Raw genomic sequence first — 22,741 nt, 5'->3', positions numbered from 1 at the left:
AAAATCCTTCAGGAGAGAAGCCATGAAGTGGCAACAACGTGTTCGTGTCGCAACTGGCCTGAGTTGCTGGCAGATAATGTTGCATTTACTGGTCGTGGCCGTACTGGTGATGGGCTGGATGAGCGGCACGCTGGTGCGTGTTGGCCTGGGACTATGCGTCCTTTATGGCGTCACCGTGCTGTCGATGCTGTTTTTACAGCGACACCATGAAGCGCGCTGGCGCGAGGTGGGTGATGTGCTCGAAGAGCTCACCACCACCTGGTATTTTGGTGCAGCGATGATTGTGCTTTGGCTGCTGTCGCGGGTGTTGCAAAACAACCTGCTGCTGGCCCTGGCCGGTCTGGCTATCCTTGCAGGGCCTGCGGTAGTCTCGTTGCTGACCAAAGAGAAAAAGCTACGCAATGTTGCGTCTAAACATCGCGTACGCCACTGAGCCCGTCGTGGCCGCGATGACCAGTAGCGGCCACAAACTTCCCCAGACAATATCCAGACTCGCATCCTTCAGATAGATTTGCTTGGTGATGTCCGTAAAGTGCCGAATCGGATTTACCCACGTCAGATCCTGTAACCACACCGGCATATTCTCAACCGGCGAGACATAGCCCGAGAGCAAAATCGCGGGCATCATAAAGACGAATACCCCGATAAACGCCTGCTGCTGCGTCGAACAAAGCGCCGAAATCAGCAGCCCAAATCCTACCAGCGACAGCCCGTAAATCACCATCGTGAAGTAAAACAACGCCAGCGAACCGGCGAACGGGATCTGATAGGCCCAAATTCCTACGCCCAACACGATGGTGGCCTGGAAGGTGGCGACAATCAGCGCCGGCACCGCTTTGCCGACGAAGATTTGCCAGGTGGCGAGCGGGGAAACCAACAGCTGATCCAGCGTGCCTTGTTCGCGCTCGCGGGCAACGGACAGGGAGGTCACGATCATCACACCAATGGTGGTGATCATGGCGATCAGCGACGGTACCACAAACCATTTGTAGTCCAGATTCGGGTTGTACCAGTTACGCACCACCAGTTCGCTGTTGTTGGGCTTCGGTTTGCCGTCCATCAGCTCCTGCTGGTAATCCTTCACCACCTGCTGCAAATAGTTGGCCGCTATCTGGGCGCTGTTGGAGTTACGTCCGTCGAGGATCAGCTGCATCGGCGCGGTCTGGAAGGTGTCCAGATTGCGGGAAAAATCCGCCGGGAAACGGACCAGCAGCAGCGCTTTTTGCGTGTCGATAGTGGGCTGGATCTCCTGCGGGCTTTTCAGCAGCAGGATGTGGGTAAAGGCTTTCGCACGGGCAAAGCGCTGCGTCAGCTCGACGGAATGTTTGCCGTTGTCTTCGTTGTAAATGGCGATGGTGGCGTTGGTCACCTCAAGGGTGGCGGCAAACGGGAACAGTAAAACCTGGATCAGCACCGGCAATACCAGAATGGCGCGCGTTTGCGGCTCGCGCAGCAGGGACTGCAGCTCTTTGCGTATTAACGTCCATAAACGGTGAAACATTGCATCGTCCTCCTGTCGGGTGGCGCTTGCGCTTACCCGACCTACAAAATCCGTTGGCTAATCTAATCTTCTTTTCGTTTTCATCCACGTCAACCCGATAAACATTACCGCCGACGCCATCAAAAACAGCGTGTTGATAATCAGCACCACCGGAATATTCCCCGCCAGGAACAGGCTTTGCAGCGTGCTCACAAAGTAGCGAGCCGGAATAACATAGGTCACGGCGCGGATCACGGCAGGCATGCTGTCTATCTGGAAGATAAACCCGGACAGCATAATCGACGGTAAAAAAGCGGCGTTGAGGGCCACCTGCGCGGCGTTAAACTGGTTGCGGGTAATGGTGGAGATGAGCAGCCCCATGCCCAGCGTGCTGAGTAAAAACAGGCTGGTGATAAAGAACAGCACGACCAGCGAGCCGCGGTACGGCACGCCGAGGATAAAGACTGCGACAAGCATACAGAGCAGCATCGCCAGCATGCCGAGGAAGTAATAAGGGATGAGTTTACACAGCAGCAGCTCGACGCGCGTCACTTCGGTTGAAAGCAAGGCCTCCATGGTGCCGCGCTCCCACTCGCGGGCTATCACCAGCGAGGTCAGAATCGCGCCAATCACCGTCATGATAATCGTCACCGCGCCCGGAATAATAAAGTGCTGGCTGATGGCTGCCGGGTTAAACCAGTAGCGCGTCTGCACGTCGATCAGCGGTTTAAATTCTTCGCCCCGATCTTCCGCCCGCTGCATTTGCCACAGCTGCCAGATCCCCTCCACGTAGCCCTGCACAAAGTTCGCGGTGTTCGGCTCGCTGCCGTCGGTGATCACCTGGATCGGGGCATCGGTATTCGCACGCGCCATATTGGCGGCGAAATCCACAGGGATCACCACCAACCCGCGAATTTTCCCGGCCTGCATTTTCTGGATTAATTCCTGCCGGTTATCGCTGATGGTGGCATCGATGTAGGGCGAACCGGTCATGGCGTGGGTGAAGTCCAGCGCCTCTTCGCTCTGCTGTTCCAGCAATATCCCGACCCGCAGTTTGCTCGAGTCGAGGTTGATCCCGTAACCGAAGATAAACAGCAGCAGCAGGGGGATTACCACCGCAATCAGCCAGCTGCTGGGATCGCGCACGATCTGACGCGTCTCTTTGATACACAGCGCGCGTACCCTGCGCCACGAAATCGCGTTATTACGCATGGGCGTTCTCCTTATCCCACTCGTGGATGAGGGTGATAAAGGCCTGCTCCATGGTTGGGTCCGGAACCTCATCGTCGGCGGCCTGTTCTTTCAGGTCATCCGGGGTTCCGTGGGCAATCAGCTTGCCGCGGTACACCAGCCCGATACGGTCGCAGTACTCCGCCTCGTCCATAAAGTGCGTGGTGACCATCACCGTCACGCCTTTTTCCACCATGCTGTTGATATGCAGCCAGAACTCGCGGCGGGTGAGGGGGTCAACGCCGGACGTCGGCTCATCAAGAAAAAGAATATCGGGCTCGTGCATCAGCGAACAGGCCAGCGCCAGCCGCTGCTTAAAGCCGAGCGGCAGTTCGTCGGTCGCGTGGGAGGCAATGCTGGTTAATCCAAAGGCGTCGCTCATGCGGCGGATTTTCTCGCTCTGCGCGCGCCCGCGCAGGCCGTACACCCCGGAGAAAAAGCGCAGATTCTGCTCGACGGTCAGGTTGCCATACAGCGAGAACTTCTGTGCCATATAGCCCAGATGCTGACGCGCTTTGCCAGAGCTGACCTTCAGGTCCATATCCAGCACCAGCGCTTTGCCGGAGGTGGGGACCAGCAGGCCACACATCATCTTAAAGGTGGTGGATTTTCCCGCACCGTTCGGCCCGAGCAGGCCGAAAATCTCGCCGCGCTTCACCGCAAAATTGACGTTGTCGGTGGCGGCGAAATCCCCGAACTTCTTGGTCAGGGCTTTGGCTTCGATCACCGTTTCGCCGGGCGTGCCTTCCACCGTGTGCAGGATTGCGCCGAGGGGGGACTCCGACGTTCCCGCACCGCCCAGCAGGTCGATAAACGCATCTTCAAAACGCGGCGCTGTTTCTTCCATCTCGAGCTCAGGCATGCCTGGCGCACGGCGAATGTCGTTGACGGTGGCCTCTTTTTTGAGGATCACCCGCACTGAGCGCCCCTGGATCATCCCGTCGCTAACCTGGGGCAGTTTCAGCACCCGCTGCAGCAGCGTGCGGGTGGATTCCTGCGGGCTATGCAGCAGGAAACTGCGCCCGGCCATGCTCAGCGTCAGCGTCGTCGGCTCGCCCTGATAAAGCAGTTTGCCTTCGTTCATCAGCAGCACGTCCCGGCACTGCTCGGCTTCGTCAAGGTAGGAGGTGCTCCAGAGGATCAGCATGCCGTCGCCCGCCAGCTCGTGCACCATCTGCCACAGCTCGCGGCGCGAAATCGGGTCCACGCCGACGCCGGGCTCATCCAGCAGCAGCACCTTCGGTTCCCCCACCAGCGTGCAGGCCAGCCCCAGCTTCTGCTTCATCCCGCCGGAGAGCTTGCCCGCCAGCCGGTCGGTGAACGGGCCGAGCGAGGTGAACTCCAGCAGGCGGGCGAAAGTCTTCTGTCGGGTTTCTCCGGTGACGCTGCGCAGATCGGCATACAGGTTAAGGTTTTCCATCACCGTCAGATCTTCATACAGACCAAACTTCTGCGGCATATAGCCGAGCATGGCGTGGAGCGCACCGTCATCCTCGATCGGGTCAAGCCCGAGCACGCGGGCCGATCCTTCATCCGGTTTCAGCAGACCGGCCAGCATGCGCATCAGCGTGGTTTTGCCTGCGCCGTCCGGGCCGACCAACCCGGTGACATAGCCTTTCTGGATGGTGCAGTTCAGCGGCGCGACGGCCGGTTTCTCCATCCCTCTGAAGCGTTTAACGAGATTGTTGAGCTGAATAACCGCGTCATTCATGTCGTTCCCCGTTGTTCACTTTTACGGTGACAGGCATGCCCTGACGCAGCGCGTCGTCCGCATCAGTCACGATGATGCGCAGGCGATACACCAGGTCGGTACGCAGGTCCGGTGTTTCAACGGTTTTCGGCGTGAACTCGGCAGTTGGCGAGACAAAGCCCACTTTGCCATGGTACGGCTTGTCCGGGCGGCCGTCGGTATAGAGCAACAGCTCGCGGCCCGGCTGCATCTGGCCGAGATTCGGCTCGTCGATGTAAGCGCGTACCCAGACCGGGCGGGTCAGGGAGAGCGTTAAGACGGTGCTGCCCGCGCTGAGCATGCTGCCCGGCTCCACGGCGCGGGTCATCAGCGTGCCGTCAGACGGGGCGATTAAGGTGGTGTCGTGCAGATCCAGTTCCGCCTGGGCCAGCTGCGCCTGCGCCTGTTCAAGGCTGGCTTTGGCCTGGGCAATATCCTGCGGGCGGTTACCGGTGCGGTACTGGCTCAGTTTGTCCTGGGCGGATTTCAGCGTCGCCTGGGCCTGGTCGCGCGAGGAACGGGCATTTTCCAGATCGTTAGCGGAAATGGTGCGGCTTTTCCACAGCCCCTGCTGGCGGGCATAGAAGTTCTGCGCGTAGTCATAGGCCGCCTGCGCCTGTTTGACCGCCGCAGCGGCCTGGGCAATCTCTTCGTCGCGATAGCCAGCCAGCATCAGGTCATATTCTGCCTGGGCGACCGACACGCCTGCTTTGGCCTGCTGCAGCGCATTTTCAAAGGGCGCTTTGTCCAGCATACCCAGCGTCTGCCCCGTCTTAATGGCATCTCCTTCGTCAACGCTCAGCGAGGCGAGACGCCCGCCGACGCGGAAACTCATATTTACCGTGCGAATATCAACGTTACCGTACAGCGTCAGGCCCCGGTCCTGATGGCTCTGATACCACAGCCAGCCACCGATTCCCGCAGCAAGCAAAACAACAACCACCAGAATGATGGCGACAGGTTTTTTCATGACTTCAGGCTCCTTTGCGTTAAGCCTTGCAGGATCAGATCGAGATGACAGGCGATGACCTGGCTAATCTGCGCGGCTTTATCCTCATCAAATTGTGTCCAGCCGGTGCGTAACAGGATGGTTTCCCGGCCCAGACGGAAGGCCAGGATTTCACCCAGCAGGGCGTGGGTATGCAAAACTGTCTCGGTATCGTTGGCATCTCGCCCGGTATAGGCGGCGATCAGCCGGGTCAGGTGGGTATGCATCGGGTCAATCACCCGATCGTGTACCCGCTGGTAGGCGGCAGTGGGGGAGAGCTGCTCGCGGGAGATAAACTTGCTCAGGTTGAGCGTATCGTCATGCGTCAGCAGGCGGATCATGTTGTGGCAGGCATTGAGGATCAGCTGGCGAATGGTCTCGCGATCGGGCGACGGCTGGCTCAGCAGCGCGGTGGCTTCCTCAACGTGCGGGCGAAATTGCGTGCCAATAAAATCGGCGATCCACTCGGCGCAGGCGAGATATAAATCCTCTTTTGAGCCAAAATAGTAGGTAATGGCCGCAATGTTCTGCCCTGCCTGCGCCGCGATATCCCGCGTGGTCGCATGCAGTCCATACTCGCCAAACTGCGCCAGCGCGGCGGCAATAAGCTGGCTTTTGGCCTGTTCACCTTTTGATGTCGTCGGGGTCGTATTCATCGCGGCATTAAAAATTAATCAATCGATTGATTAAGACTATGCCTGATTCTCGTCCTCGTCGAGGGAACTGAGGGATATTTTATGCGCCACGTCACAAAAGCTGCTACACTCCGCCCCTTCGCGACATTGTGGTTTTTGTCCTCCCCTATTCGTTATATCTCCCTGAAAACTACACCTGTGATGGTCGGGGCGGTTCGGAGTTTTTATGTCTTTTGATTCCCTTGGCCTGAACCCGGAAATTCTGCGCGCGATCGCAGAACAGGGCTACGTTGAGCCAACCCCAATCCAGCAGCAGGCTATTCCTGCCGTCCTGCAGGGCCGCGACCTGATGGCCAGCGCCCAGACCGGCACCGGCAAAACCGCCGGTTTTACCCTGCCGCTGCTGGAACTGCTGGTAAAAAACCAGCCGCACGCCAAAGGCCGTCGTCCGGTTCGGGCCCTGATCCTTACCCCAACCCGTGAGCTGGCAGCCCAGATTGGTGAGAACGTGCGTGAGTACAGCCGCTATCTCAACATTCGCTCGCTGGTGGTCTTCGGCGGAGTCAGCATCAACCCGCAGATGATGAAGCTGCGCAGCGGCGTCGACGTTTTGGTTGCTACCCCGGGTCGCCTGCTGGATCTGGAACATCAGAACGCGGTTAAGCTGGATCAGGTTGAAATTCTGGTGCTGGACGAAGCCGACCGCATGCTCGACATGGGCTTTATTCACGACATTCGCCGCGTGCTGGCTAAACTGCCGTCACGCCGTCAGAACCTGCTCTTCTCCGCGACCTTCTCCGACGAGATCAAGGCGCTTGCTGAAAAGCTGCTGCATAACCCGCTGGAAGTGGAGGTCGCGCGCCGCAACACCGCCTCCGAGCAGGTGACGCAGCACGTGCACTTCGTGGATAAGAAGCGTAAGCGGGAACTGCTCTCCCAGATGATCGGTCAGGGCAACTGGCAGCAGGTGCTGGTCTTTACCCGCACCAAGCACGGCGCTAACCACCTGGCGGAACAGCTTAATAAAGATGGCATCCGCAGTGCGGCCATCCACGGCAACAAGAGCCAGGGTGCGCGTACCCGTGCGCTGGCTGAATTCAAATCTGGCGACATCCGCGTGCTGGTGGCAACTGACATTGCTGCGCGTGGCCTGGACATTGAAGAGCTGCCGCACGTGGTGAACTACGAGCTGCCAAACGTGCCGGAAGATTATGTTCACCGTATCGGCCGTACCGGTCGCGCGGCGGCCACCGGTGAAGCGCTTTCTCTGGTCTGTGTGGATGAACACAAACTGCTGCGGGATATCGAACGCCTGCTGAAAAAAGAGATCCCGCGTATCGAAATCCCGGGCTACGAAGTGGATCCGTCCATCAAAGCCGAGCCGATTCAGAACGGCCGTCAGGGCGGCGGTGGTCGTGGTCAAGGAGGCGGCGGCCGCGGTCAGCAACCGCGTCGTGCTGAAGGTGGCGCGCCAAAATCATCAGGCAAACCGCCGCGTCGTAACAACGACGCAAAACCGGCGGGTGAAAACCCGTGGCGCAGCGGCGAAGGGAAACCGGCAGGGGAAGGCCAACGCCGACGCCGCCCGCGTAAACCTGCTAACCCGCAGTAATCTGGAAGCCCGGTCGTAAAGCCGGGCTTTTCTTTTTGCGACAGCCAACAGAAAGTGCCACAATAGTGGCTGTTTATACAGTATTTCAGGTTTTCCAATGGCTTTAACCGCTGCGCTCAAAGCGCAAATTGGCGCATGGTACAAGGCGCTACAGCAACAGATCCCCGATTTTATCCCCCGATCGCCACAGCGTCAGATGATTGCTGACGTGGCAAAAACGCTCGCCGGGGACGACGGACGACATCTGGCGATTGAAGCCCCGACCGGCGTCGGGAAAACCCTGTCGTATCTCATTCCCGGCATCGCGATTGCGCGGGAAGAGGACAAAACGCTGGTGGTCAGCACCGCCAACGTGGCGCTGCAGGATCAGATCTTCAGCAAGGATTTACCGCTGCTGCGCAAAATTATCCCCGACCTGCGGTTTACGGCGGCCTTTGGACGTGGACGCTATGTTTGTCCGCGTAACCTGGCGGCGCTCGCCAGCAGTGAGCCTAATCAGCAAGATTTGCTGGCGTTTCTCGACGACGAGCTGACGCCGAACAACAAGGCCGAGCAGGAGCAGTGTGCAAAACTTAAAGCCGAGCTCGATGGCTATAAGTGGGATGGCCTGCGCGATCACACCAGCCTGGCGATTAACGACGACCTATGGCGCAGACTCAGCACCGATAAAGCGAGCTGTCTGAACCGCAACTGCCACTACTACCGGGAGTGCCCGTTCTTTGTCGCCCGGCGTGAGATTCAGGAAGCTGAAGTCGTGGTCGCCAACCATGCGCTGGTGATGGCCGCGCTGGAGAGCGAAGCCGTTTTGCCTGAGCCCAAGAACCTGCTGCTGGTGCTCGACGAAGGCCATCATTTGCCGGACGTGGCGCGGGACGCACTGGAGATGAGCGCCGAAATTACCGCACCCTGGTTCCGTCTTCAGCTCGATCTCTTCTGCAAGCTGGTGGCAACCTGCATGGAGCAGTTCCGCCCGAAAACGACTCCGCCGCTGGCGGTACCCGAGCGGCTGAGCGACCACTGCGAAGAGGTCTACAGCCTTATCTCGTCGCTGAATAACATCCTGAATCTTTATCTTCCGGCCACGCAGGAGGCGGAACATCGCTTTGCGATGGGTGAGCTGCCTGAAGAGGTGATGGAGATTTGCCAGCAGCTGGCGAAGCACCTGGAAAAACTGCGCGGTCTGGCGGAGATGTTCTTAAACGATCTCAGCGAGAAGACAGGCGCTCACGACGTCGTGCGTCTGCACCGTATTCTGCTGCAGATGAACCGCGCGCTGGGCATGTTTGAAGCGCAGAGCAAACTCTGGCGGCTGGCCTCGCTGGCGCAGGCGTCTGGTGCGCCGGTGACCAAATGGGCCACCCGCGAAGTGCGAGACGGGCAGGTCCATCTCTTTTTCCACTGCGTGGGCATTCGCGTGGCCGATCAGCTGGAAAAGCTGATCTGGCGCAGCGTGCCGCACGTGGTAGTCACCTCTGCGACGCTGCGTTCTCTCAATAGCTTCTCCCGTTTGCAGGAGATGAGCGGCCTGAGAGAGAAAGCGGGCGACCGCTTTGTGGCGCTGGACTCACCGTTTAACCACTGCGAGCAGGGTAAGCTGGTTATTCCCCGCATGAAATATGAGCCGCTGATCGACAACGAAGAGCAGCACATCGCGGAGATGGCGGCCTACTTCCGCGAACAGGTCGAGAGCAAAAATACCCCGGCATGCTGGTGCTGTTTGCCAGCGGACGCGCCATGCAACGCTTCCTCGAGCACGTCACCGATCTGCGTTTGCTTTTGCTGGTGCAGGGCGATCAGCCGCGCTACCGGCTGGTGGAAACACACCGCAAGCGGATCGATAACGGCGAGCGCAGCGTGCTGGTGGGTTTACAGTCGTTTGCTGAAGGTCTGGATCTGAAAGGTGATTATCTGACGCAGGTGCATATTCATAAAATCGCCTTCCCGCCTATCGACAGCCCGGTGGTGATCACCGAAGGGGAGTGGCTGAAAAGCCTCAACCGCTATCCGTTTGAAGTGCAAAGCCTGCCGGCGGCGTCGTTTAACCTGATTCAGCAGGTCGGGCGTTTGATTCGTAGCCACGGCTGCTGGGGCGAGATTGTGATTTACGACAAGCGTCTGCTGACGAAAAACTACGGTCAGCGGCTGCTGAATGCGTTACCGGTATTCCCGATTGAACAGCCAGAGGTGCCGGAAGTGAAAAAACGCCCGGCAAAACCGGCCGCCGGGCGTAAAAAAAGCATCCGTGCTAAGGGGCGCGGTCCTACTGGTAAGTAAAGGTGGCCTGAACAACGCTCTCGAACGTGCCAGCGGTCACCGGCATGGCGGTAGCGTAATAGCGTGCAGCCATTGGAAAATCAGCGGTATGGGTTCCGTTGTTTATTAAGGCATTAAAGCTGGACTGCGGGGCGAGAGTGATATAATCCGTCCTGTCCGCCAGCTCAAGCGCGATCCCTTTTGCTGTACCGGTGCTGGCAAATTTTGTTGGATGCTGCTCATCAGGCTGCCCATCTACGGTGATAGTGGCTAACATCAGGCTTGCGGGACAATTTGAGAGCGTAATGTCGAAGTTTTTCCACTTTCCCGTATCACCCACCGATTTAAAGTCCCCCGAAATTGCCTGACCTAAATCCACGACCATATTCTGACTGGCACTGTCGACCTGACAGGTGGTGTCATAGATATTGCCCTCTATGTTTAGTGTCACGTCAGTCGCAAAGCTGGCTGTGCTGGCAAGCATCATTACTAAAATTAATTCTCTTTTCATACAATTACTTATACTCAATATCGATTGTCATTACCGTATTGGCTTTTCCCGCCGTGACGGTAGAGGCTGTCTGGTAATACTGGATTGAGAAGGGAAGCGCCATCGGTACGCCGGGTTCGGCTGTGCCGCCAAAGGGGAGCGGGTAGTTGTACATTAAGTCAACACCGTCTATCAGCATACGCACGCCGACGCCCGTAGCACTGTCGCTACCCGGCGTCAGGTTGATGACATCGCCGTACTGGCTGTTAACCCCGTTGGCGCTGGTGACAGAGGCCGTCAGATTCACTTCTTCTGAACATGTTGCCGTAATAGTGAATGTCTTCCAGGCTGAGTAGCTACCGACATGAGTAAACTGGGTTACCGGGAAATTACCTAGCGTAACGGTTAGGTTAAGCGGATCGATGGAACAGGTGGCCGTTCTTTGCGAAAGGGTGGCTGAGTAGTGGCTCACGTTGTTGGCGCCGTTAATCCCGTTAGAGGCATAGTCACCAAATCCATAAACATTTAAAGCCTGAGAGAGGGTACCGCTACCGACAGATGGCCCTGTCTTGATGAGTTTTATCGTATAGCTAAACGAAAATGTCTGATTACTGTCAGTGCCGATCGTCCCCATCGGGGTGGATGTAGTATTACATCCCATCCCTTTACCCCGTATGATCTGTCCACTGCTGTTAAGCAATTCAATTCCCACACCTGCTACCCCCGTTGCGTAGACGCCCGGAAAACCGTCGACTTCATTTCCGGTTCCGTAGTAGCAGGAAATAATAGTGCGGTTCGAAACAGTTCCCGTGCAGCTGCCGTTGACGATATGCGTCTGCGTTGAACCCGGTATCACACTGCCGGTGGACAGGGTTGTTGGAACGGCAAGGGTGCCGGCGTTGAGTGTGTAGGGCAAATCGGCGCTGGTGCAGTTTTCCGCATGGGCGCGCGGCATCATAAATGTACATGACACCAGCAGGAGTAGCGTGAAAGCATATTTGAACATCTTCTGTTGTTCCTGAAAAAGGGTTACACGCACTGCGCAGTAACGTTAAGGATTTGACTGTTATCAGTCCCCGGCAGACGGTAAGACGCCGTACAGTGAGCATCACTCGATTTACCCCAACTGACGTTGAGAGTTCCCTTTGGATGCATTCCGGTCAGATAGACCTGTCCACCGTCTCCAACGATGAATTCACCGTCTTCATGCGCTTGCGAAGCGGTTGCCCCAAACGGGATCGGACGTCCGTCGGCGCGCTGCAGGGTCATCAGAACACGGCTGCCCACATGGGTTGTGTAATGCGCGCGTACCACCGCTCCGCGTGTTGGCGTGACGGTTTTGGCCGCCTGGTCTATGTCTGCGTTACCCGGCAGGGTTTCGGTATTCAGGGCGAGCGTGTTATGGCGATATGGCGAAACATAGGGCACGATGGCGTAGCCGCGGAAATCGGTACTGACTCCGGTCTGGTTGGTGATGTCGGTACCACTTGCGCCTGGCGCTTCAACCAGCGCCACGGTTTCCCCCATTGGCTGACCCAGCGTGACGCCGTGCGCATGGGCGATCATGCTTCCCTGAAGGCCGACGTTGAGCTGCTGCTGTTGGTTATCCTGCGAATACCCGGCGTTCACTTCACCGTAGGTACCTTTGTAATCGGCATTCAGACTGGTGCTGTCGCCGCTGCTCTGACTGTGGCCCTGCTGAACGCCCCAGCTGAGGTTATTGCCAGCAAGCGCGGTGCCGTTCAGGCCAACACTTTGGGTCGTGTCGTGTTTCGTGCTGCTCAGGTTGTAGTTCACCCAGGTGTTGCTGAGCCAGCGATCGAGCGGTACAGAGACGTTGAAGGCGATGGTCTGCTCGCTGGTTTTTTCGCTATTGTTGTCGCTGCCGTCACGGGTGTTTTTATCCAGCCCGTAGCTCAGGCCGTAGCTGATCCCGTGCCAGGAATTGTTGTAACCCAGGTTCATTGAGGTCATCCCCTGGCTTGCATTCCAGTAGCTCTCTTTGACCAGGCTTAAGGTCAGCGAACCAAACGAGCCGCCCAGGGACTGGTCGACAGTGGCCTCTTCGCGGCTGCGTCGGGTGTCCGGCGTTTCCCAGTCGTCATTGCGGGTATGCGAGTCCAGGGTGTCCTGCAGGGTGTAGAATCCCTTGCTGTTATAGCGATAGCCGGCAAGGGAAAAATGGGTGCCGGTGGTGGCAAAATCTTTGCTGTAGCGAATGCGCCAGGCGCGGCCGTGAGTCGGATCCTTGTCCTGCATCTCTGACTTCGCGTCGGTAACGTCCACCGAAAACGCGCCGAGATCGCCAATGTTCTTACCGACCCCCAGCGCCAGGGCATCGTAGTACTGGCTGGCCTGCACGCCGCCGTAGGCCGTAAAGCCGTAAGGCAACCCGTAGATTGCCGTGCCCTGCATGAAAGGCGTTTTCTCAACGTCACTGTCGTAGCTGCGATAGCGCCCAGCAGTAAGGCTGTATTTAAAGCGGCCTTCACGCTGCAAGACCGGCACCGACGCGTAGGGCACCACAAAATGTTGTTCGCTGCCGTCCGTCTCTTTAACGGTGACGTTCAAATCACCGCTGCCGCCGGTGGGGTAGAGATCGTTAATTTCAAACGCGCCGGGGGCGACATAGTTCTGATAAATGACGTAACCGTTCTGGCGGACGATGACCTGGGCGTTGCTGTGCGCTGTTCCGCGGATCACCGGTGCAAAGCCTTTCATGCTGTCCGGGAGCATGTCGTCGTCCGAAGCGATCTGCGCCCCGGTGTATGAGATGCTGTCGAATACATCGGAGGGGGACGAGCTTTGCCCGAATTTGACGTTGCTGCCAAGGGCGATGATATCGCGTTGGGCATAGGTGTAGACCGACGAAAACTCACTTTCTGCGTCCCCGTCACCGCTGGTTTTGCTCCAGGTGGAGTAGTTACGCAAGCGCCACGCCCCAAGGTTAAGACCCGGGCGCAGATTAAGAAATTCGCTGCGCTGGTCGGTACCGTTTTCGCCCTTGCCGTGGTTGTCCCCGGCGGTGAAGCTGTAGTTCAGCAGCAGGGCATTTATCCCTTCGTCGTATTCCTGCGGGTCGACGTAATCGCGCGGTACCTGGGTGATAGCGGTTTGGGGAATGGTTAACAGCAGCTGCTGCGGATTTACGTGAAACGTGGCGCTGGCGGAAGGGATAAGGCTCAGGTCAATACACTGAGCCTTATCATCCGGCACGAATTTATCAATGTTAACGCCGAAGCTTTTTAGCTGGGCCGCGCTCAGGCACGGTTGCAGGATCGATTTTCCGCTGGCATCTTTTTTCAGCGTAAACGTAATTTCTTTGCTTGCCACTTTATTATTGTTCACGAAGACGTCGACGTGATATTTACCCGGCGCCTGGCCGGGGCCGATCTCATAAATACTGAGATCCGTCTTCCCCTGACTGGGGTTGTCGATATCCAGCAGCGCCGGGTTGAAATAATCTTCGGCCAGAACTTTTTGCGCGCAAACACCCAGCAAGGTACACCCCAGTGCAATAAGCATTGAGCGTCCGTGTTGTTTGGGTGGTTTGGTGGTATATTCCCAGCTCATAATTATTTCCAGCTATCCCTGGATGATTATTTAATTTGCGCGGTATATGACTGGCTGATACCGCCGTAGTCATTAATGATTTTCCAGCTTACCGAGTGTGCGGTGATATTTCCCGGCGTGGTGAAATGTGTTTCACTTTTAGGTGCGGCATAGGTGGTTTTGTCGACTTTTTTACCGTCCAGCTTTATCTCCTGGAAGTTCATATAAAACGGCGTGGGGTTTTCGACAATAAGCTGGTTACCCTGCACGTGCCAGGATAATTGCGTGGTGACATCTTCCGGTTTTCCGGTAATACTTGTCGGGCGATAGAGGAGCTTAATTCGGGTTTTAATCGCGATCTGCAGCGTGTTGGTGTTTTCATTGCGCGCGGAAGAGGGAATAGATTTAATATTCAACCAGAACAGGGATTCACGATCGCCAGGTAAATTCCCCCCGGTTCTGATGATGCGCAGAACGTTGTCCTGCTTCGCATCAAGGCGGAACAGAGGTGGTGTAATCAGGAACGGTGCTTTTTCGCGTGCCTTATCTTCCGTTTCGACCCATGACTGAACCAGATAATCGAGATTGTCCGGGTTTGCGATCCCAATGGAGGATTCTTTTTTATTTTCCGGGTAAACCACGCGCGTGCCGCCGATGGTAATACCCGCATGGGCGACAGAAGCGATGAATAAAAAGGAGGAAGCAAGAAGATATTTTCGCATAGTGAAACCGTAATAAAAAATAACAGATATTAGCTACCGGAGTAGCTAATATCTGTTTTATTAGTTGTAAACAATGGTGAAGGTTGATGCGGCATTCGCCAGTCCGGCAGAAATAGTCTGTCCGGTCTGGATATAGCGTGCACCAAACTGCAGATCGTTCGTTGTTGTTCCTGAGGTGAGGGTATATGCGGCGGAAGCCGTATATAAACTCAGTGGGTTTTCTGTTTTATCCAGCAACTGAATACCCACACCGGATGCAGCACCGGTACCGGACGTCACAGCAAGGACATCCTTATTGCCACTATCCGGCGTCCCGCCGAACGTCACCGAGGCGCTGGTAACGGTTTCGGGACAATCTTTAAGCTGAATACTAAAGCGGGTTGTCGACGTCGTCGAACCACTTCCGGTAAATGCAGATTTAGCAACCTTACCTAATGAAACATCAAGTGGGTTACTTAAACCATTTACGACCGTGCATGCAGAGTCAATAATTTCACCTGTGAAATTAATTTGCCCTTCACCACCGGATGCAAATGCAGAAACCGAAGCACACGCCATCCCGGCAGCGATGCCCGCAATAATAATTTTTTTCATTTTAATCCTCTGAATGAAAGTAAGACACTTATGACTTTAATCATCACGTGGCTGATTAATTCGGTGTGAACTATCGCTGAGAATTATTTTTTGCTCAATTTAACTTCAGACCATTTTTATCCTTATTGCGTGTTGCGACCGTTTCCCGGTGTCTGGGAAATGATTACCCGCTCGACATTTATCGGCGCTATAGTAACTGCAAAGAGCCGCAAGGAGAGATGTCGTGGATTATCGTAAAATTATCAAAGAGGTGGGGCGCGGAAAGAACCACGCCCGTGACCTGGATCAGGAAACGGCCCGTGCCCTGTACACCCATATGCTGAACGGTGATGTGCCCGATCTGGAGATGGGTGGGATCCTTATTGCGCTACGTATTAAAGGTGAGGGTGAAGCGGAGATGCGCGGCTTCTATGAAGCCATGCAGGTGCAAATGCTGCGCTTAACGCCACCGGTGGCAAAACCGATGCCGATCGTTATCCCTAGCTATAACGGTGCGCGTAAGCAGGCAAATTTAACCCCGCTGCTCGCTATCTTATTACACAAGCTGGGTTTCCCGGTGGTGGTGCACGGTGTAAGTGAAGATCCCACGCGCGTGCTGACGGAAACTATCTTCGAGCTGCTGGGCATTGAGCCAACGCTGCATGCCGGACAGGCGCAGGCGAAGCTGGACGGGCACCAGCCGGTCTATATTCCGGTCAAGGCGCTGTGTCCGCCGCTCGAAAAGCAGCTTGATATGCGCTGGCGCATGGGCGTGCGTAACAGTGCGCATACCCTGGCGAAGCTGGCAACACCGTTTGGCGAAGATAATGCCCTGCGTCTTTCCAGCGTCTCGCACCCGGAATACGTGGCGCGCGTGGGGCAATTTTTTGACGACATCGGCGGCAGAGCATTGCTGATGCACGGCACGGAAGGCGAGGTTTATGCTAACCCGCAGCGCTGCCCTCAGGTGATGCTGATTGATTCTGCGGGTACGCGCGTCCTTCAGGAACGTGGGGAAGAGAATACCGGTGTGATATTGCCTGAGGCAAAAGATCCGCATACGACGGCACACTGGATTGAGCAGTGCCTTGCCGGGAATGTGCCTGTTCCACATTCGATCAAACTCCAGATGGCCTGCTGTTTGCTCGCCACAGGCGAAGTTGACTCGGTGGAAGCCGGGTTGAAACGCGTTAATGATGCTTTTTAATTAAAAAAAAGCCCGTCCAGTGGCGGACGGGCAAGCAAGGGTAACAACAACAGGGTCAATGAGGGTTGGAGCAGCTCACCAGAGGGTATGGCGAGGGTACAGCATTCATTCGGTCGATTATTTGTAGATAACCGCAGTACCGCTCAGCTTGTTATTGGTGTTCGCGGAGGTGATGCTGTACCCGCTTGCACCGGCAGCTGCGGCTTTCTCAGCCAGTTTGGCTTCCAGACCGTCCAGCGTGGTCGCGCCTTCTGCACTTACCACACCGATTTTATTCATATTTTGCGCCTGAGCAGATGAAACAGGCTCTGCAGCGAAAGCGCCGAAAGACAGAGCGGACAGGGCAACAGCAGCAACAGCATATTTGATGGTTTTCATAATTAATCTCTCGCAGGTTATTCTGTTAAGGGGACGATGTTCCGTCGATGTGATAAGTATCACGTTTTTCTGCGGAAGATAAAATCGAAGAGAATTGACGTGGTTGCTCAAAAAAATTGAATGACAAATAACTTATTGAATATTAATAAATTCAGAGCATCGCTTTACACTTCTTGTTGATGCGCTTTACAGAAGCGAGATCAACGGCACGTTTTGCTACGCGTGTGGCTAAAAATCGTGAGCGTAAAGCAACGCAGTTACGCGGTTAGCTTACGTAAAGGAAGGTCAACGTAACTGGCTGTCTTTCGATCCTCTGCGATTATATCCTGAGTGTGATAAATTTTTTGAATCTTTATCCTGCTGACAGGTTATGCAAAGCCGTACGCCGAGGATGGCTTTTCTGCGCGCCTCCGGAATAGGTTCCCCACATTCTTCGCATTCAGATAAGCTTTCCCCGCGCGGGATTTCACCGCGAGCGCGTGCAACCGCATCTTCAATCGTACTGTTGATCTGTTCGTTGACGGCATCGTCATTTGCCCAACCGGAAGCCATGATGTCCTCCATCACTTGATTAAGTTATACATTTCACTATGGGGTCAAAAAATGAACAGTCAAGGCGAGGTGGGAAGAGAACTGCATCCGTTGGGCAGATGCAGTCTGATAGAACAGGCAGGTTATTTATAGATGGTCGCTGTACCGTACATATGGTTATCTCCGCCAGCGGAGTTCACCACGAATCCTTTTGCACCTTCCTGGCGGGCTTTTTCGGCCAGTTTATCCTGCAGATCGTCAAGGTTACTTGCACGGCTTACCGAGACGGTGCCCGCGGGTCGCAGCTGGCTGGTATCGGTACTCTGGTTAAGGGACTGAACGGCCATGGCAGAGAATGACGCGGCCGCCAGGACGCCGGCGAGAACAGCAAGGGTCAGATACTTTTTCATAATCACATCCTCATGAGGAAACAACAGGTGATTCCCTTTAAGTTTAGAAGCCCGACGAGTGTGACTTAGCGCAAATATTTGATGATGATCTGCTTATTTTTTGAACGATGTTAATTGACAATTCGCTGACAGATCATAGACATAAAGGTGTTTGATTTATGGTGATTTTTTGAGCTTCGCAGAGAAAGATTTACCGTTGGGCCAGCAAAGGGTATCTTACGCCGCTGTTTAAAGGAGAATGCCATGACTTCCCAAAAGCCGGGATTGCACCCGCGAAATCGCCACCGCAGCCGCTACGACATGAATGCGTTATGCCTGAGCTGCCCTGCGCTGCAGGATTACATTGTCCAGACCCCAGCGGGTGAACCGTCGGTCAACTTTGCTGACCCGCAGGCAGTTAAAATGCTGAACAAAGCTCTGCTGGCGCATTTTTACGGTGTGGCTCACTGGGATATTCCGGAAGGCTTTCTCTGCCCGCCCGTGCCGGGCCGCGCTGATTACGTCCATCATCTTGCCGATCTCCTCGCAGACGATCGTGACGGAGCGGTTCCCCAGCAAGCCTCCGTGCTGGATATCGGTACCGGGGCGAACCTGATTTACCCGCTAATCGGCGCGCATGAATACCACTGGCGCTTCACCGGAAGCGAAATCGGTGACGAGGCCTTTGCCAGCGCCCAGGCGATTATCAGCGCAAACCCTGGATTAAGCCGCGCGATTCGCCTGCGCCGTCAGAAAGATGCGGCCTCGATTTTCAACGGCATTATTCACAAAAACGAAAGTTATGACGCGACGATGTGCAATCCGCCGTTCCATGATTCGGCGGCAGCGGCCCGCGCGGGCAGCGAGCGCAAGCGTCGCAATCTGGGTCAGGCTGAAGACGCCGCGCTGAACTTCGGCGGACAGCAGCAGGAGCTCTGGTGTGAAGGGGGCGAAGTGGCGTTTATCCTGCGCATGATTGCGGAAAGCAAGCAGTTTGGCCGCCAGGTGAAATGGTTCACAACGCTGGTTTCCCGGGGGGATAACCTGCCGCCACTCTACCGCGCCCTGACCGAAGCGGGTGCCGTTAAAGTGGTGAAAAAAGAGATGGCGCAAGGCCAGAAACAGAGCCGCTTTATCGCATGGTCGTTTATGGACGATAACAAACGTCGCAAATAGCACTCCGTCGTAGGCCGGGTAAGGCGAAGCCGCCACCCGGCTCGGTTACAGCGTCGGCTCCTGCGGAGGGAGCGGCGAGGCGGGCGGCGGCAACACCTGATACGTCTGCACCGGCATCCGCACGTTCGCCAGATCAAAGTGCTTTTTCACCATGCTGTCGAGGGCAAAACGCACCGTCCACTGCTTCAGCGGCTGCGTGGTGAACGACACGCGCAGGGTAAATGCCGTGTTCGTCAGCCCGACAATGCCGGCAAACGACGGTTCTCCAATCACCAGCCCGCGAATATCATCCATCTGCATTAGCTCTTCTACCGCATCTTGCAGCGCCTGCTTCGCTTTGTCTGCATCCTCATGACGATCCACATCGTAGTTCGCCACGACGGAGCCAATACCGCGCACAAAGTTGGCGAAGGTGGTGATCGAAGACCAGGGAATAATATGGTACGCCCCGGTGTCCTGGCGCACGCCGACAGAACGAATGGACATCCGCTCTACCGTGCCGGTTAACGGCCCAATCGTGACCAGATCCCCCGTGTTCATCCCGTTCTCAAACTGGATAAAGATGCCGGTAATAATATCCTTCACCAGCGTTTGCGAACCGAAGGAGATTGCCAGACCCAGCGCACCAGCACCCGCCAGCAGCGGGGCGATATTCACCCCGATTTCCGACAGCACAATCATGATGGTAATGGTGCTGATAATCACCGCCAGCGCGTTGCGGAACAGGGTCAGTAACGTACGGGCGCGGGCGCTGGGCAGCGGTCTGCCGTGAATATCCGATACCAGACGGTTCTCGATAAGACTCGCCAGCAGCGTCCAGCCGACGGCGGAGAAGAACAGGATCAGGGCAATGCGAATTAAAATATCGACGGTCTTTTCGCCTGCGCCGTTATGCAGCCAGTTCCAGAAATCAAACAGGCTCCACGCATTCAGGAGTAGCATAATCGCCACGCAGACGGTGAGAATGCGCGCCACCTTAAGCGATACTGACATCCAGCCGTTGACCCGTTTTTGCAGTTCAGGGTAGCTACGCTGCACCTGCGGCGACAGGGTGATGGTTTTCGAGATCCAGCGAGACAGCAGCCCCGACACAAAGGCCGCGATACCGATAATGGCCAGGCTTTTGAACGTCGCCCCCATCATAAATTTCAGGCTATTTCCCGGGTCAAACAACGAGAAGAAGCATAGTACGATGAAGTAAGCGCTTGCCAGCCAGTGCCACACCAGGGCGAACGCGCGAATAAAGAGGCTAAAGAACGAGAGGGAGCGGTCGGCCAGATTCAGCAGGCTTTGGGTAATGGTTTTTTTATTGTGGAAGATAAGATACAGCGACCAGACGGTAATGCAGATCATGATAATCACGTTTGCCAGGGCGCCAAACTGGACGTTCACCTGGTTGGAAATGATCGGCACCGCCACCAGCAGACCGTAGCCAATCAGCCCGCTGAGCACGCTCAGACGCAGTGCCCAGTATTTTGCGCTCTCATCCCGTATGGAGAAAGGACGCAACGCCGGGACGTGTGGACAAAAGAGTAACCGCAGCAGCGCCTTGAAGAACTCAATCAGCGCAAAGGCATTCAGGAAAAGCGATTGCTGGAAGGCGATGGTTCTGTTGCCTGCATTCAGCCTGTCGGCCAGCATCTGGCCTAAAAACAGCGTCAACGCCAGCAGCAGTAAATCGATGATAAATGCTGAGGCGATCATCAACGGCAGGTGTAGCCAGCTGCTTTTCTGCTGATTCTTCCTGCGTCCCCATTGCCCCATTTTGCGGTACAGCGGCCACGCGCACAGACGCACCAGCCAGTAAAAAAGAAATACTGCACCCGCCAGCATCAGGAACTGCGTGGCGGCGGCGGTAAATGTTTGAGGGTTAAATGCCTTATGCGGTGAGCCAATCAGGTTGCGATAGAGCTGCGCAAAGCGCGAGGAGAGCGCTTCACCATAGTGGCGGCTGACGTCGGTGACGTTTTCGAGCACCGTTTTTTGCTCCTCAACCTGCGCAGGAGTGAGAGTGGGCACCGGCTCCTGCGGCGGTGTGGCGGCGGCTTTTCGCAGCTGGCCGATGAGCTCCTGCCGGGAGGTGTCGTTCTCCAGGACATCGGCAAGGGCGCTGTAGGCGGCTTTTTTCTGTTCGACATCGGGCTCCGGTGGCGGCGTGCTGCTCTTCGTCGCAGTCGTTCCGGTGGTAACGCCGGGGATCGCGACGGCGAACGATGGCGCACTAAACAGGCTAATCAACAGCAACAGGATCCACGGCACGGCGTCCTCCGGTGAAAATGTCGAACAAAATGATAAGTATAGAAGTCGGGGCGAGGAGGGGGATTTTTGGGAACAATCTGGCGTAAAAAAGCCGGGCATGCCCGGCTTAGCGTGAAGCGATGGATCAGGAGACGTGCTGCAGGAACTCCTGCAAGCGCTGGCTCGGCGGATTCGCAATTAATTCCTGCGGGTTACCGTCTTCGGCGATACGGCCTTTATCAATAAAGATCAGGCGGGAAGCCACTTTCTCAGCAAAGCCGATTTCGTGGGTCACGATAACCATCGTCATCCCTTCTTCTGCCAGATCCTGCATGACTTTCAGCACCTCGTGGCGCAGCTCCGGGTCGAGTGCAGAGGTTGGCTCATCAAACAGCATCATTTTCGGTTTGACCGCCAGCGCGCGGGCAATCGCCACGCGCTGCTGTTGACCACCGGACAGCTCGGATGGGTAATGATGCGAACGCTCGGCGAGGCCCACTTTCGCCAGCAGATCTTTCGCCAGCACTTCCGCTGCCGCCTTGCTGGCACCGCGCACGCGCAGCGGGCCAAACATCACGTTTTCCAGTGCCGTCAGGTGCGGGAAGAGGTAGAACTGCTGGAATACCATGCCCGCTTCCTGACGAATCAGGCGCTCATCCACTTTCGGATCATTTACCTTCAGGCCATCGACGATCAAATCGCCGCTGGTTATCTCTTCCAGCTTGTTAATGCAGCGCAACAGGGTGGATTTACCGGAGCCGGACGGCCCAATGATGACCACCACTTCACCCTGCTTAATGTTCAAATCAATATTGTGCAGCACCTGGGTTGGGCCAAAGTGCTTGGAAACGTTTTTAAATTCAATCACAGGATTTTCATCCTTCTTTCAAGACGACGCAGAACGAAGCTCAGAACCAGAGTAATAATCAGGTAGACAACGGCCACCGCACTCCAGATTTCCAGCGCGCGGAAGTTGCCAGCAATGATCTCCTGCCCCTGACGGGTCAGCTCAGCCACGCCGATAACGATGAACAGCGACGTATCTTTAATGCTGATGATCCACTGGTTACCGAGCGGTGGCAGCATGCGACGCAGCGCCAGCGGCAGAATAACGTGGCGGATCGTTTCGCGACGAGAAAGGCCTAACGCCAGACCGGCTTCGCTGAAACCTTTATGAATCGACAGCACCGCACCGCGGGTGATTTCCGCAATATAGGCGCCTGAGTTGATCATAATGGTGACGACGGCTGCGCTGAACGGGTCGATGCGCAGGTCATTGAATGCCATTGGCAGGGCGAAGTAGATGAACATGACCTGCACGACAATAGGAGTGCCGCGGATCACTTCGATGAAAACCAGTGCGATGTGGTTTGCGATCCAGCCGCCGTAGGTGCGGGCGAAACCGGCGACAAGACCGATAATCAACCCACCAACCAGACCCAGGACCGAAATCCACAGGGTCATTTTAGCGCCTTCAAGCAAGAGTGGAATGGCAGGCCAGATGGCGCTCCAGTCAAACTGCATGATAATTTCCTGTTACTGTTACCGTGTTTCAAAA

Annotated in this window: 20 protein-coding genes and 1 pseudogene; 5 read left to right on the top strand and 16 right to left on the bottom strand. The window is 55.9% G+C overall.

All coding sequences use genetic code 11. The annotated features are described in order from the left end of the window. Positions 1-22: 22 nt before the first annotated feature. Entirely contained in the window at positions 23-433 is a 411-nt protein-coding gene (locus tag E3U32_RS14555) for a YbhQ family protein (RefSeq protein ID WP_014883088.1), read from the top strand. On the opposite strand, the gene E3U32_RS14550 is transcribed toward E3U32_RS14555, so the two are convergent. From E3U32_RS14550 to cecR, 5 genes are read right to left on the bottom strand one after another with little or no spacing between them, the layout of a single operon-like run. Then, positions 395-1,501, bottom strand: coding sequence for an ABC transporter permease (locus tag E3U32_RS14550; protein ID WP_039261395.1), 1,107 nt, complete (start codon positions 1,499-1,501; stop codon positions 395-397). The genes E3U32_RS14555 and E3U32_RS14550 overlap by 39 nt on opposite strands. A 57-nt stretch (positions 1,502-1,558) precedes the next feature. Next, complete coding sequence (locus E3U32_RS14545) at positions 1,559-2,692, bottom strand: ABC transporter permease (RefSeq protein ID WP_134349353.1); 1,134 nt, start codon at positions 2,690-2,692, stop codon at positions 1,559-1,561. Next, positions 2,685-4,421: an ATP-binding cassette domain-containing protein gene (locus E3U32_RS14540; protein ID WP_134349352.1), complete on the bottom strand. Its 1,737-nt coding sequence runs from the start codon at positions 4,419-4,421 to the stop codon at positions 2,685-2,687. Before E3U32_RS14540 ends, E3U32_RS14545 begins: the two co-directional genes overlap by 8 nt. Beyond that, complete coding sequence (hlyD, locus tag E3U32_RS14535) at positions 4,414-5,409, bottom strand: secretion protein HlyD (RefSeq protein WP_134349351.1); 996 nt, start codon at positions 5,407-5,409, stop codon at positions 4,414-4,416. The genes E3U32_RS14540 and hlyD overlap by 8 nt, the downstream gene beginning before the upstream one ends. Next, complete coding sequence (gene cecR, locus E3U32_RS14530) at positions 5,406-6,083, bottom strand: transcriptional regulator CecR (protein ID WP_134349350.1); 678 nt, start codon at positions 6,081-6,083, stop codon at positions 5,406-5,408. Before cecR ends, hlyD begins: the two co-directional genes overlap by 4 nt. 205 nt (positions 6,084-6,288) lie before the next feature. Between cecR and rhlE the strand changes: the two genes are divergently transcribed. Together rhlE and dinG are read left to right on the top strand one after the other, a co-directional pair. Beyond that, complete coding sequence (rhlE, locus tag E3U32_RS14525; protein WP_134349349.1) at positions 6,289-7,674, top strand: ATP-dependent RNA helicase RhlE; 1,386 nt, start codon at positions 6,289-6,291, stop codon at positions 7,672-7,674. Between the two features lie 97 nt (positions 7,675-7,771). After that, positions 7,772-9,948 (top strand): annotated as a pseudogene (gene dinG, locus E3U32_RS14520) (ATP-dependent DNA helicase DinG). Here dinG and E3U32_RS14515 read toward each other — a convergent pair. Genes E3U32_RS14515 through E3U32_RS14495 form a run of 5 tightly spaced genes read right to left on the bottom strand, consistent with a single transcriptional unit; the run spans position 9,935 to position 15,285 of the window. Continuing rightward, positions 9,935-10,414 (bottom strand): fimbrial protein, encoded by a 480-nt coding sequence (locus E3U32_RS14515; RefSeq protein WP_407057607.1) that lies wholly within the window; start codon positions 10,412-10,414, stop codon positions 9,935-9,937. The pseudogene dinG and the gene E3U32_RS14515 sit on opposite strands and share 14 nt — an antisense overlap. Before the next feature lie 28 nt (positions 10,415-10,442). Then, positions 10,443-11,423, bottom strand: a complete 981-nt coding sequence (locus tag E3U32_RS14510; RefSeq protein ID WP_134349347.1) for a fimbrial protein — start codon at positions 11,421-11,423, stop codon at positions 10,443-10,445. 23 nt (positions 11,424-11,446) lie between these two features. Then, entirely contained in the window at positions 11,447-13,990 is a 2,544-nt protein-coding gene (locus E3U32_RS14505) for a fimbria/pilus outer membrane usher protein (protein WP_166790943.1), read from the bottom strand. Between the two features lie 26 nt (positions 13,991-14,016). Beyond that, a complete protein-coding gene (locus E3U32_RS14500; RefSeq protein ID WP_134349346.1) occupies positions 14,017-14,691 on the bottom strand; it encodes a fimbrial biogenesis chaperone in 675 nt (224 codons plus the stop codon). A gap of 60 nt (positions 14,692-14,751) precedes the next feature. Then, positions 14,752-15,285 carry a fimbrial protein gene (locus E3U32_RS14495; protein ID WP_134349345.1) on the bottom strand — a complete coding sequence of 178 codons (534 nt, stop codon included), beginning with the start codon at positions 15,283-15,285 and terminating at the stop codon, positions 14,752-14,754. Positions 15,286-15,508: 223 nt separating this feature from the next. On the opposite strand from E3U32_RS14495, the gene ybiB reads away from it, so the two are divergent. Continuing rightward, the gene (gene ybiB / locus E3U32_RS14490) at positions 15,509-16,471 is read left to right on the top strand and encodes a DNA-binding protein YbiB (protein WP_134349344.1); all 963 of its coding nucleotides are present in this window, start codon (positions 15,509-15,511) and stop codon (positions 16,469-16,471) included. Positions 16,472-16,588: 117 nt separating this feature from the next. Here ybiB and ybiJ read toward each other — a convergent pair whose 3' ends face one another. The 3 genes from ybiJ to mcbA all read right to left on the bottom strand — a co-directional run bounded on the left by ybiJ (position 16,589) and on the right by mcbA (position 17,790). Beyond that, entirely contained in the window at positions 16,589-16,849 is a 261-nt protein-coding gene (ybiJ, locus tag E3U32_RS14485; protein WP_047347013.1) for a DUF1471 family protein YbiJ, read from the bottom strand. A gap of 285 nt (positions 16,850-17,134) precedes the next feature. After that, positions 17,135-17,401 carry a DksA/TraR family C4-type zinc finger protein gene (locus E3U32_RS14480; RefSeq protein ID WP_134349343.1) on the bottom strand — a complete coding sequence of 89 codons (267 nt, stop codon included), beginning with the start codon at positions 17,399-17,401 and terminating at the stop codon, positions 17,135-17,137. A gap of 122 nt (positions 17,402-17,523) precedes the next feature. Further along, on the bottom strand, positions 17,524-17,790 hold the full coding sequence (gene mcbA, locus E3U32_RS14475; protein WP_134349342.1) for a DUF1471 family periplasmic protein McbA: 267 nt from the start codon (positions 17,788-17,790) through the stop codon (positions 17,524-17,526). A gap of 243 nt (positions 17,791-18,033) precedes the next feature. Between mcbA and rlmF the strand changes: the two genes are divergently transcribed. Next, entirely contained in the window at positions 18,034-18,945 is a 912-nt protein-coding gene (gene rlmF / locus E3U32_RS14470; RefSeq protein WP_166790942.1) for a 23S rRNA (adenine(1618)-N(6))-methyltransferase RlmF, read from the top strand. A 45-nt stretch (positions 18,946-18,990) separates the two neighbouring features. Here the strand turns inward: rlmF and ybiO are convergent, their stop codons facing one another. The 3 genes from ybiO to glnP form a co-directional block, all read right to left on the bottom strand. Next, positions 18,991-21,204 (bottom strand): mechanosensitive channel protein, encoded by a 2,214-nt coding sequence (gene ybiO / locus E3U32_RS14465; RefSeq protein WP_134349340.1) that lies wholly within the window; start codon positions 21,202-21,204, stop codon positions 18,991-18,993. 124 nt (positions 21,205-21,328) lie between these two features. After that, positions 21,329-22,051, bottom strand: a complete 723-nt coding sequence (glnQ, locus tag E3U32_RS14460; protein ID WP_134349339.1) for a glutamine ABC transporter ATP-binding protein GlnQ — start codon at positions 22,049-22,051, stop codon at positions 21,329-21,331. Next, positions 22,048-22,707, bottom strand: coding sequence for a glutamine ABC transporter permease GlnP (gene glnP / locus E3U32_RS14455; RefSeq protein ID WP_010428919.1), 660 nt, complete (start codon positions 22,705-22,707; stop codon positions 22,048-22,050). Before glnP ends, glnQ begins: the two co-directional genes overlap by 4 nt. Between the last annotated feature and the right edge of the window lie 34 nt (positions 22,708-22,741).

This window comes from Lelliottia nimipressuralis (assembly GCF_004402045.1).
Lineage (GTDB): Bacteria > Pseudomonadota > Gammaproteobacteria > Enterobacterales > Enterobacteriaceae > Enterobacter > Enterobacter chinensis.
Note: the sequence above shows the minus strand (reverse complement) of the source record. Positions and strands in the feature narration are given on the sequence as shown.

What these genes read in the sequence shown, in the direction of transcription:
- cecR (WP_134349350.1), bottom strand. Translation starts at nt 6,083, where the DNA reads ATGAATACGACCCCGACGACATCAAAAGGTGAACAGGCCAAAAGCCAG.
- E3U32_RS14500 (WP_134349346.1), bottom strand. Translation starts at nt 14,691, where the DNA reads ATGCGAAAATATCTTCTTGCTTCCTCCTTTTTATTCATCGCTTCTGTC.
- E3U32_RS14540 (WP_134349352.1), bottom strand. Translation starts at nt 4,421, where the DNA reads ATGAATGACGCGGTTATTCAGCTCAACAATCTCGTTAAACGCTTCAGA.
- E3U32_RS14495 (WP_134349345.1), bottom strand. Translation starts at nt 15,285, where the DNA reads ATGAAAAAAATTATTATTGCGGGCATCGCTGCCGGGATGGCGTGTGCT.
- E3U32_RS14545 (WP_134349353.1), bottom strand. Translation starts at nt 2,692, where the DNA reads ATGCGTAATAACGCGATTTCGTGGCGCAGGGTACGCGCGCTGTGTATC.
- E3U32_RS14555 (WP_014883088.1), top strand. Translation starts at nt 23, where the DNA reads ATGAAGTGGCAACAACGTGTTCGTGTCGCAACTGGCCTGAGTTGCTGG.
- E3U32_RS14510 (WP_134349347.1), bottom strand. Translation starts at nt 11,423, where the DNA reads ATGTTCAAATATGCTTTCACGCTACTCCTGCTGGTGTCATGTACATTT.
- glnP (WP_010428919.1), bottom strand. Translation starts at nt 22,707, where the DNA reads ATGCAGTTTGACTGGAGCGCCATCTGGCCTGCCATTCCACTCTTGCTT.
- rlmF (WP_166790942.1), top strand. Translation starts at nt 18,034, where the DNA reads ATGACTTCCCAAAAGCCGGGATTGCACCCGCGAAATCGCCACCGCAGC.
- rhlE (WP_134349349.1), top strand. Translation starts at nt 6,289, where the DNA reads ATGTCTTTTGATTCCCTTGGCCTGAACCCGGAAATTCTGCGCGCGATC.
- mcbA (WP_134349342.1), bottom strand. Translation starts at nt 17,790, where the DNA reads ATGAAAAAGTATCTGACCCTTGCTGTTCTCGCCGGCGTCCTGGCGGCC.
- ybiJ (WP_047347013.1), bottom strand. Translation starts at nt 16,849, where the DNA reads ATGAAAACCATCAAATATGCTGTTGCTGCTGTTGCCCTGTCCGCTCTG.
- E3U32_RS14480 (WP_134349343.1), bottom strand. Translation starts at nt 17,401, where the DNA reads ATGGCTTCCGGTTGGGCAAATGACGATGCCGTCAACGAACAGATCAAC.
- E3U32_RS14550 (WP_039261395.1), bottom strand. Translation starts at nt 1,501, where the DNA reads ATGTTTCACCGTTTATGGACGTTAATACGCAAAGAGCTGCAGTCCCTG.
- E3U32_RS14515 (WP_407057607.1), bottom strand. Translation starts at nt 10,414, where the DNA reads ATGATGCTTGCCAGCACAGCCAGCTTTGCGACTGACGTGACACTAAAC.
- E3U32_RS14505 (WP_166790943.1), bottom strand. Translation starts at nt 13,990, where the DNA reads ATGAGCTGGGAATATACCACCAAACCACCCAAACAACACGGACGCTCA.
- hlyD (WP_134349351.1), bottom strand. Translation starts at nt 5,409, where the DNA reads ATGAAAAAACCTGTCGCCATCATTCTGGTGGTTGTTGTTTTGCTTGCT.